We start from the raw sequence: 9,583 nt of genomic DNA on the forward strand, positions 1-9,583 counted from the left end.
GCCCGTTCGCTCCTACAGGTTGGTGCCGTTCGCTAAATGGGTGAACGACGCGAGTCTGTAGGAGCGAGCTTGCTCGCGATGGGGCTCAAGGCTGAACCACGGCCCCAGGCACTAACGGCAACTCCAGGCTGGCGATAAAGCCACCCTGGGGGTGATTGTCCAGCGTCAGGCTGCCGCCATGGCGTTCCGCGGCGCGCCGGGCGATGGCCAGACCCAGCCCGTGACCCGGCGCGGTCTGGCCCGGGGCGCGGTAGAAGGGTTCGCCCAACAGGCGCAAATGTTCGGCCTCCACCCCGGGGCCGTGATCCCGCACGCTGAGCAGGATCCGGTCTCCCTGACGCAATGCCTGCACTTCGATCGGCTGCCCGGCCGGGTTGAAGCGCTGGGCATTGCGCAGCAGGTTGTCTACCGCCCGTTCGATCATGGTCGGCCAGCCCTTGAGGCTGAGCTGCGGTTCGGCCTGGATTTTCACCGGCTGTTCCGGGCAGGCCAGTTGGGCATCCTTCTGCAGGTTGCCGAGCAGCGCGTTGAGGTCCACCTCTTCGGCGCTGGCGTTGTCGGCATCGACCCGGGCCAGCACCAGGATTTCACTGATCAGCGCTTCCAGGCGATCGCACTCGCGAGTCAGGCGCGGCCACAGGCGTTCGCGCTCCTCAGCCGTGGCGCGTTCGGCCAGCGCCAGGGCGATGCGCAGGCGCGCCAGCGGCGAACGCAGTTCGTGGGAGACATCCCGCAGCAGTTGGCGCTGACTGCCGATCAGGCTTTGCAGACGCGAGCCCATGCGGTTGAAGTCCTTGGCCAGCACGCCGAACTCGTCGCGGCGGTCAGCCAGGCGGGCCAGGCTGTTCTGTTGGTAGGCGGTTTGCCCCAGGTCATACACCGCGCCGCGCAGACGGTTGAGGGGGCGGGTGATGGACAGGGTCACCAGCAGGCTGAACAGGGTCAGCACCACCAGCGCGATGGTCAGGGCACTCAGCGGCCACATCAGGCTGTCACGGTGCCAGGCGCCCAGCTCCGGGTGGGGAATGCGGTAGATCATCAAGTAGGTGTCGCCGGTTTTCGGGCTGGTGTATTCGGTGGTCAGGCGCCGCCATGGCAAACGCCGGTCGTCATTGTTCTGTCGGGCCTCGAAGGCCGCCGCACGGCGCGGGAAGGTGCCGCGGACTACCGGGTCGCCGCTTTCGTTGAGGACCTGCACATCGATGTGGTACTGGCGCTTGCGCTGCTGGAGGATCTCCTGCGCGGCGTCCTCGCCTTGTTCTTCGTAGGTCTGGGTCCATTCCTCGGCCAGGGTATTGAGGCCGGGATGACGACTGAGGATCCAGGCATCCTGGTTCAGCATGTGCCCAAGCAGAATCGACAGCCCTGCAACCAGGGTGATGGCCAGCCAGAAGCTGGCGAGGATGCGCCAGAACAATGAACGCACGGGAAGTCCTCAAACAAGAAAAGCCCAGTGGGTGCGCCACTGGGCTGGGATAAGCGCTAGCGCATTATTGCGCTTTTTGCGGCTGTTGCGCTTTCCAGGCCTTGAATTCGGCCCATTCGGCGCGGCGCTCGGCGTGTTTCTTCTGGATGGCGTCAAACTCTTTCTGCTGTTCCGGCTTGAGCAGGGCGCGGATATCCGCCTCGGTTTTCTGGCGCTTGGCGGCGATCTCGTCCTTCATCGCCTTCTGGTCGGCCGGCGACAGTTTCTCCAGGTACTTCTGCACCAGCTGCTTGCGCTCGTGCATCTGCTCACCCATCAGCTTGCGGATCTGCTGGCGCTGTTCGTGGCTCAGGTCCAGCTGGCTGTAAGGGCCTTTGCCGCGCATGTGTTCGCTGTGGCGCGGGCCATCCATCGGCCCCATGGGGCCAGCGCCTTCAGGCATGGCCATGGCCAGGGTTGGCAGGGCGGCGGCGAACATCAGAGCGATCAGGGTCTTGCGCATGGTGTATCTCCTTGTCTCATTCCCGGTCAGTTCCGGATGTGTGCAGATTACGGAGATCAAGGTCAGCGGCGGTCAGCGAAGGGTAAAGCTTGGGTAAAGAGGTTTTTTGGCGAAACTGACATAACCCCTTTTAGCCGCTGCCGAGCCCGCGAGGCTGCGAACGACTGGTACGGTCGTGGGGATCTTGCGGATGTAGGAGGGCCTGCGGCCCCATCGCAGCCTGCGGCAGCGGCTACAGGGATCGGCAGTTCAGAGGAGTTGTAGCCGCTGCCGAGCTCGCGAGGCTGCGAACGACCGGTACGGTCGCGGGGATCTTGCGGATGTAGGAGGGCCTGCGGCCCCATTGCAGCCTGCGGCAGCGGCTACAGGGATCGGCGATCGGTTCAGAGGCTGTAGTAGTAGCCACGGCTGCGCAGGGCGACGATGCGCGGGCGGCCGTCGGGGTGCGGGCCGATCTTCTTGCGCAGGTTGCTGACGTGCATGTCCAGGCTGCGGTCGTACAGGGTCAGCTTGCGGCCCAGGGCGATCTGCGCCAGCTCCTGCTTGTCCAGCGGCTCGCCCGGTTGCTTGAGCAAGGCTTCCAGCAGGCGGCTTTCGGAAACGGTGAGGGTGATGTCCTGTTCGTCGATGCTGACCACGCCGCGTACCGGGCTGAAACACAGGTCGCCCAGCTCCATCTGGCTGGACACCGCGGTCGGGTGACTGCGGCGCAGCACGGCGCGCAAGCGGGCCGTCAGTTCACGCGGGTCGCAGGGCTTGGCCAGGTAGTCGTCGGCGCCCAGTTCCAGGCCGAGGATACGGTCCAGGGGCTCGCCGCGGGCCGAAAGCATCAGCACCGGCAAGTCCGGGTGGTCGTTGCGCAACTGCTTGAGAAGTTCCAGGCCGCTGCCGTCGGGCAGCATCACGTCCAGCACCACCGCCGCCGGAGCGTGATCGGCCAGGGCGCGACGGGCACTGTGGCCATCGTGACAGGCCCGTACCTGAAAACCTTCCTGGCCCAGCCAACTGGTCAGGAGCTCGCAGAGTTCCTGGTCATCGTCAATCAGTAACAGGTCGCTCATGAATCACTCAATTTAGCCATTGTCGACGCTTTCTATGTCCACCACTGGCGAAGATACCGCAGAGCAGGGCCAATAGCGCTACCCCGGCGCCGGTGACGAACCACTGCTGCTGATCGGTCAGCAGGCGCGGCACGGAACTGGCCTGGACTTCGCGCAGTTGCAGCTTGAGGCGCTGGTTTTCCTGGCGCAGGCGGCCCAGCAGGGCGCTTTCACGCTCGCTGTCGGCGCTCTGCAATTGCCGGGTCAACTCTTCGCGCTGGCGCTCGCTGTCTTTGAGGCGCAGCTGCAATTCGTTGATCTGGCTGCCGGCACTCAGGGACAAAGGCGTGGAATGCCCCGGGTCCGTGGTTTCTTCGGCAGAGGCGCTCGCCCCGATCGTTAACATGACCAACAACAGGCACAACAGACCTTGGCGCATCGGAACTCCTGATTCCAATCGAGTGTTGGGCAAGTTGTCGGCAGTCAAACGAGAATAATGAGCGATTGAGAGCGCGATGAACCGATAAGGTTCACCGCGGGGGAGAGGATTTACGGCAGGACTTGCTTGAACGGCTTGACCAGGACGCTGGCATAGACACCGGCGGCGATGTAAGGATCGGCATCGGCCCAGGCCTGGGCGGCGCTCAGCGAGTCGAATTCGGCGACGATCAGGCTGCCGGTGAAACCCGCGGCACCGGGATCATTGCTGTCGACGGCAGGGTGTGGCCCGGCCAGTACCACGCGACCTTCGGCCTTGAGCTGCTGCAACCGCTCCAGATGCGCCGGGCGCGCGGCCAGGCGGTTTTCCAGGGAGTTGGCGACGTCTGTAGCAATGATTGCGTAAAGCATGTCAGTCCTCGGTTTTCGAAGTGGTGGGTTCGGTGTCGTGAAGATGGCGCGACAGGTAGACGCCCTGGCCGACCAGGAACAGCACGGTCATGCCCAGGCTGCCGAAGACCTTGAAGTCGACCCAGATGCTCTGGAAGGTGAAGGCAACGAACAGGTTGGCGGCGCCGCAGAATAGGAAGAAGGCGATCCAGGCGATGTTCAGGCGGGTCCAGACCGGGTCCGGCAGGCTCAGCGCGTGGCCCATGATGCGCTTGATCAGCAGGCGGTCGCCGATGAAATGGCTGCCGATAAAGGCCAGGGCGAACAGCCAGTTGACCACCGGCGCCTTCCATTTAAGGAAGGTTTCGCTGTGGAAGGCCAGGGTCAGACTGCCGAATACCAGGCAGGCGACCAGGGTCAGCCATTGGCTTTTCTCCAGCTTGCGCTGGGAGATGAACAGCGCGCCGTATACCACCAGGGAACTGATGATCAACACTGCCGTGGCGCTGTAGATACCGCCCAGGGTCAGTTGTTGACCGGCAATGTCGACGACTCGGGGATCGATTTTGTAGACGATGAAAAACAGGAACAGCGGGATGAAGTCGATGAATTGTTTCACAGTGGCAGCCAGAAGCAGGATGTGGCGGCATAATAACAAACATCCATGGCAGCGAAAGCGCCAGCTGACTTGAGGTTGAACAGTCCCGTGAATGTTGATTTGCACTGCCACAGCACGGCCTCCGATGGCGCCCTGGCGCCCGCGGCTCTGGTTGCGCGTGCGTTCGAGAAAGGCGTGCGAGTCCTGGCCCTGACCGATCATGACACCCTGGAAGGCCTCGATGAGGCGCGCCTCGCGGCGCAGGAACTGGGCATGCAACTGGTCAATGGCGTCGAATTGTCCTGCACCTGGGGTGGGGCGACCATTCATGTGCTGGGCTACGGTTTCGACGTCAACGCGCCGTCGTTGGTCGAGGCCATCGGCAAATTGCACGATGGTCGCTGGCTGCGTTCCGAAGAAATAAGCCGCAAGCTCGCGCTCAAAGGCATGCCGGGTGCCCTCGAAGGGGCCCGGGCGATCCAGCAGGAACTGGGCGACAGCGGCAATGCGCCGGCCCGGCCGCACTTCGCCGATTACCTGGTACGTGCCGGTTTCGTCAAGGACCGCGCCGAAGCCTTTCGCAAGTGGCTGGGGGCCGGCAAGCTGGGCGACGTCAAGCAGCACTGGCCAACCCTCGAGGAAACCGTCGAGACGCTACGCGCAGCGGGGGCCTGGGTCAGCCTGGCCCATCCCTGGCATTACGATTTCACCCGCAGCAAACGTCGCCGCCTGATTGCCGACTATATTCAAGCAGGTGGCCACGCGATCGAGGTGGTCAACGGCCACCAACCCGCCGAGCAGGTGGGCAGCCTGGCCATCCTTGCTCGGGAGTTCGGTCTGCTGGTGAGCGCCGGCAGTGATTTTCATGGCCCTGGAGGCTGGTCCGAGATAGGCGAGTATCGCCCTGTTCCGGAGGATCTGCCGCCGCTCTGGTGTCGGTTCAAACATGACCCAATTATTGCCGCCGTCTGAACAGGTAGAGAATGTGAGTCAATTTTTCCAGATTCATCCGGAAAACCCGCAACCGCGCCTGATCAAACAGGCTGTCGAAATCATCCGCTCAGGTGGCGTGGTGATCTACCCGACCGACTCGTCCTACGCCATTGGCTGCCAGATCGGCGACAAGAGCGCGGTCGAGCGCGTGCGGCGCCTGCGGCAACTGGATGACAAACACAACTTCGCGCTGATCTGCAGCGACCTGTCGCAGCTGGGCCTGTTCGCCAAGATCGATACCGGCACCTTTCGCCTGCTCAAGGCTCATCTGCCGGGGCCTTACACCTTCATCCTCAACGCCACCCGCGAAGTGCCGCGGCTGTTGCTGCACCCGAAGAAACGCACCATCGGCCTGCGGGTGCCGAGCCATCCGATCGCCCTGGCACTGCTGGCCGAACTGGGCGAGCCGCTGATGAGCGTCAGCCTGATCATGCCCGGCGAAACCGAGCCGATGAACGATCCTTATGAAATGCGCCAACTGCTCGAACATCAGGTCGACCTGATCATCGATGGCGGTTTTGGCGGCATCATGGCCTCCACCGTGATCAACCTGGCCGATGGCGAGCCGGAAGTGATCCGTATTGGCTGCGGCGACCCGGCTCCCTTCATGGTCGAGGCCTGAATGTCCGCAGTGGAACACGTTGACGACCAGGCCGGAGCGCAGCAGGAGCTGCCCTTTGCGATGGTCTACGGCCAGGCGGTCATGGAAATGCCGCTGGACCTGTACATCCCGCCGGACGCCCTGGAAGTCTTTCTCGAAGCCTTCGAAGGCCCGCTCGACCTGCTGCTGTACCTGATCCGCAAACAGAACATCGACATCCTCGACATCCCGGTGGCGGAAATCACTCGCCAGTACATGGGCTATGTCGAGTTGATGCAGTCGGTGCGCCTGGAGCTGGCCGCCGAGTACCTGGTGATGGCGGCCATGCTGGCCGAGATCAAGTCGCGCATGCTGTTGCCGCGCTCGGCCGAGGTGGAAGAGGAAGAGGAAGACCCGCGCGCCGAGTTGATCCGCCGCCTGCAAGAGTACGAGCGTTTCAAGGCCGCCGCCGAAGGCATCGATGGCCTGAGCCGGGTTGGCCGCGACGTCATAGTGCCCAAGCTCGACGCCCCGGAAGCCCGGGTGCGCAAGCTGCTGCCGGATGTCGCCCTGGAAGAGGTGTTGATGTCCATGGCCGAGGTACTGCACCGTGGCGACATGTTCGAAAGCCATCAGGTCAGCCGCGAGGCGCTGTCCACCCGCGAGCGCATGAGCGAGGTGCTGGAGCGGCTCAAGGGCGGCGGGTTTGTGCCCTTTGTCGAGCTGTTCACCGCGGAAGAAGGACGCCTGGGAGTGGTTGTGACCTTCATGGCGGTCCTCGAGCTGGTCAAGGAATCCCTGGTCGAGCTGGTACAGAATGAGCCTTTCACGGCTATCCATGTGCGGGCGCGAGCCGAATAACGAGCTGAAACAATGAATCTGAATGAACCCCGCGAGCTGGCGCCGCTGCTTGAAGCCTTTCTGTTGGCCTCGGGAAAACCGCAATCCATGGAGCGCCTGTTCGAGCTCTTCGAGGAAGGCGAGCGGCCGGACCCCGCGGTCTTCAAGAAAGCCCTGACCATTCTGGGCAAGTCCTGCGAAGGGCGAGCCTTCGAACTCAAGGAAGTGGCCTCCGGTTATCGTCTGCAGGTGCGGGAAAAGTTCGCGCCCTGGGTCGGCCGGCTATGGGAAGAGCGGCCCCAGCGTTACTCCCGGGCGATGCTGGAAACCCTGGCGCTGATTGCCTACCGTCAGCCGATCACCCGTGGCGAGATCGAGGATGTGCGGGGCGTGGCGGTCAACAGCCAGATCGTCAAGACCTTGCTGGAGCGCGAGTGGATTCGGGTGGTCGGCTACCGTGACGTGCCGGGCAAGCCGGCGATGTTCGCCACCACCAAGGCCTTTCTCGATCACTTCAACCTGAAGAACCTCGACGACCTGCCGCCGCTGGCCGAGCTGCGCGAGATCGAAACCGAGCCGGTCCTCGACTTCGATGACGTGCCGGTGCCGGCCAGCCTGCAAGCCCTGGCCGACGCCAGCGCCGAGCCGGAAGAACCCAAGGAAGAGACCAGTTTCCACACCTTGCTGCTGGAGCTGGACTCGATGGAGGAGGGGATCAAGACCGACTTCGACGATCTGCATCGCGATGGTGCGGTGGATTCGTCCGGGGACGACTTTGTTGCCGACGCCGAGGTGGACGCCGGGATCAGCCCTGAAACGCAAACTCGTGCCGAAGCCGAAGCCGAAGCTGCGGTGCCAGTCGAGCACGACGCGGAGCTTAAAGCCGGGCACGAGGCCGAACTCGTAGCGCACGCAGGCGACGAGCAGGAACAGGAAGTCGATGACGATGTGCTCGGCGTCGCCGAAGCCCGCGCCAAGCTGCTGGCCGCCGTTGCGGCACTGGAACCGCCGGCTCCGCAGCTGAGCGACGAAGAGGCCGAAGCCCTGGCGCTGGCCGAGGCCATCGAGAACGAAAGACGCGAACAGGAAGACTGACCGCGTCACGCTTCTGTAGGAGCGAAGCTTGCTCGCGATGAACGTTGATGCGGTGTGCCAGGCATGCCGCGTCGTTCCCGATCGCGGGCAAGCCGGATCGCCGCCCGCTCGCTCCTACAGGTCAGGCGCCCACATGTCGGGCAGCCACCGGCCAGCGGAAAAACCGGTAGGCCGCCACTTATCAGCTAGTCTCTGATGCGCAACCGACGCCATGAGCGTATGATTCGCGACCCTTTGGCGATCCCTTCGCCACAAGACCTGTTTTTACTACCCTTCAGGCCGCTCAAGCCTGAATCGACACACCGGGAGGTGCCCAGATGAGTGAACATGACCAGCAAGACCACCAGGAAATCGGCCCAGCAGGCGAAAAGCTGCAGAAAGTCCTCGCCCGCATCGGCGTCGGCTCGCGCCGCGACGTAGAGTCCTGGATCAGCCAGGGTCGGATCAAGGTCAATGGCAAAGAGGCCACCCTTGGCCTGCGCGTCGACCTGCATGACGCCATCTCCATCGATGGCAAGGTGATCAAGCGCGAAGAAGCGGCCGAATCGGTCCGCCGCGTGATCATGTACAACAAGCCCGACGGCGAGATCTGCACCCGTGACGACCCGGAAGGTCGTCCGACCGTGTTCGACAAGCTGCCGCGCCCACGGGAAGGCCGCTGGATCAATATCGGTCGCCTCGACATCAACACCACCGGCCTGCTGATGTTCACCACCGACGGTGAGCTGGCCAACCGCCTGATGCACCCGTCCTATGAGATGGACCGCGAGTACGCGGTACGTGTGCGTGGCGAAGTCGACGACGAGATGATCGAGCGCCTGAAAGCCGGCGTGATGCTCGAAGACGGCCCGGCCAAGTTCACCGACATCCAGCAGGCGCCCGGTGGCGAAGGTTTCAACCACTGGTACCACTGCGTGGTGATGGAAGGCCGCAACCGTGAAGTACGTCGCCTGTGGGAATCCCAGGGCCTGGTGGTCAGCCGTCTGAAGCGCGTGCGTTTCGGTCCGGTGTTCCTCAACTCCGACCTGCCGATGGGCCGCTGGCGCGAAATGAGCCAGTACGAAGTGGACGTCCTCAGCGCCGAGGTTGGCCTGACGCCAGTGGCGATGCCGCAGCTCAACGCCAAGAGCAAGGACAAGCTGGAGCGCATGCAGCGCAAATCCTCGCGCCCGGTGGGCAAGAGCGAGCGCGTGCGTACCCTGCGTCCGGCCCATGGCGCGCCTGCCGCCGGTGCCCCGCGCCCGTCGCGCGAGCCGCAGATCGAAGGCGAGCGCCCAGGCCGCAAACCCGCGCCACGCCAGGATGGCGAGCGCGCTCCACGGGCGCCGCGTCCGGCTGCCGGTCGTGGCGAGTCGGGTCGCGGTACGCCAGTGGCGGATCGTCCGAGCGACACCAAGCGTCCGGCCAAGCCAGCGCCGAAGTCCAAGCGTCCGGGCATTGTCCTGGTCGACAAGGACGCACCGTCGGGCAAGCGCCGTGGCGCCCCGGCCGGTTCCGGCCAGCGCCCGGGTTTCGGTCGCCGCAAGCCTGAGTGAGGCAGCCTTGAGCTGCAAGCTGTAGGCGACAAGAAAAAACGCCAACCTCAGGGTTGGCGTTTTTTTTTGCTAAGGCGCGCTCCTTGTAGCCGCTGGCGCAGCCTGCGATCGGCTGCGCAGCAGCCGCCAAACGGCAACGGTGATCT

11 protein-coding genes are annotated in these 9,583 nt (G+C 63.8%); 5 read left to right on the top strand and 6 right to left on the bottom strand.

The window, feature by feature from the left end; translation table 11 throughout:
* Positions 1–85: 85 nt before the first annotated feature.
* From ACTJKT_RS22310 to ACTJKT_RS22335, 6 genes are all read right to left on the bottom strand, one after another.
* Entirely contained in the window at positions 86–1,426 is a 1,341-nt protein-coding gene (locus tag ACTJKT_RS22310) for an ATP-binding protein (RefSeq protein ID WP_440788605.1), read from the bottom strand.
* Between the two features lie 64 nt (positions 1,427–1,490).
* The gene (locus ACTJKT_RS22315; protein WP_440788606.1) at positions 1,491–1,928 is read right to left on the bottom strand and encodes a Spy/CpxP family protein refolding chaperone; all 438 of its coding nucleotides are present in this window, start codon (positions 1,926–1,928) and stop codon (positions 1,491–1,493) included.
* Between the two features lie 383 nt (positions 1,929–2,311).
* Positions 2,312–2,989 (bottom strand): response regulator transcription factor, encoded by a 678-nt coding sequence (locus ACTJKT_RS22320; RefSeq protein WP_025805152.1) that lies wholly within the window; start codon positions 2,987–2,989, stop codon positions 2,312–2,314.
* Between the two features lie 7 nt (positions 2,990–2,996).
* Entirely contained in the window at positions 2,997–3,407 is a 411-nt protein-coding gene (locus ACTJKT_RS22325) for a translation initiation factor 2 (protein WP_440788607.1), read from the bottom strand.
* A gap of 110 nt (positions 3,408–3,517) precedes the next feature.
* Entirely contained in the window at positions 3,518–3,817 is a 300-nt protein-coding gene (locus ACTJKT_RS22330; RefSeq protein ID WP_092303256.1) for a YciI family protein, read from the bottom strand.
* A 1-nt stretch (position 3,818) separates the two neighbouring features.
* On the bottom strand, positions 3,819–4,415 hold the full coding sequence (locus tag ACTJKT_RS22335; RefSeq protein ID WP_440788608.1) for a septation protein A: 597 nt from the start codon (positions 4,413–4,415) through the stop codon (positions 3,819–3,821).
* Between the two features lie 87 nt (positions 4,416–4,502).
* Here ACTJKT_RS22335 and ACTJKT_RS22340 point away from each other — a divergent pair, with 87 nt between their 5' ends.
* From ACTJKT_RS22340 to rluB, 5 genes are all read left to right on the top strand, one after another.
* Positions 4,503–5,366 carry a PHP domain-containing protein gene (locus tag ACTJKT_RS22340; protein WP_085530131.1) on the top strand — a complete coding sequence of 288 codons (864 nt, stop codon included), beginning with the start codon at positions 4,503–4,505 and terminating at the stop codon, positions 5,364–5,366.
* 13 nt (positions 5,367–5,379) lie between these two features.
* Positions 5,380–6,009 carry an L-threonylcarbamoyladenylate synthase gene (locus ACTJKT_RS22345; RefSeq protein ID WP_009042694.1) on the top strand — a complete coding sequence of 210 codons (630 nt, stop codon included), beginning with the start codon at positions 5,380–5,382 and terminating at the stop codon, positions 6,007–6,009.
* Positions 6,010–6,129: 120 nt separating this feature from the next.
* Entirely contained in the window at positions 6,130–6,828 is a 699-nt protein-coding gene (locus tag ACTJKT_RS22350; RefSeq protein ID WP_440788614.1) for a segregation and condensation protein A, read from the top strand.
* A gap of 12 nt (positions 6,829–6,840) precedes the next feature.
* Entirely contained in the window at positions 6,841–7,902 is a 1,062-nt protein-coding gene (scpB, locus tag ACTJKT_RS22355) for an SMC-Scp complex subunit ScpB (RefSeq protein WP_440788609.1), read from the top strand.
* Between the two features lie 317 nt (positions 7,903–8,219).
* Positions 8,220–9,437, top strand: a complete 1,218-nt coding sequence (gene rluB, locus ACTJKT_RS22360) for a 23S rRNA pseudouridine(2605) synthase RluB (protein WP_440788610.1) — start codon at positions 8,220–8,222, stop codon at positions 9,435–9,437.
* Positions 9,438–9,583: the final 146 nt, after the last annotated feature.

Origin of the sequence: Pseudomonas sp. 22526 (assembly GCF_052044735.1) — a bacterium.
GTDB lineage: Bacteria > Pseudomonadota > Gammaproteobacteria > Pseudomonadales > Pseudomonadaceae > Aquipseudomonas > Aquipseudomonas piscium.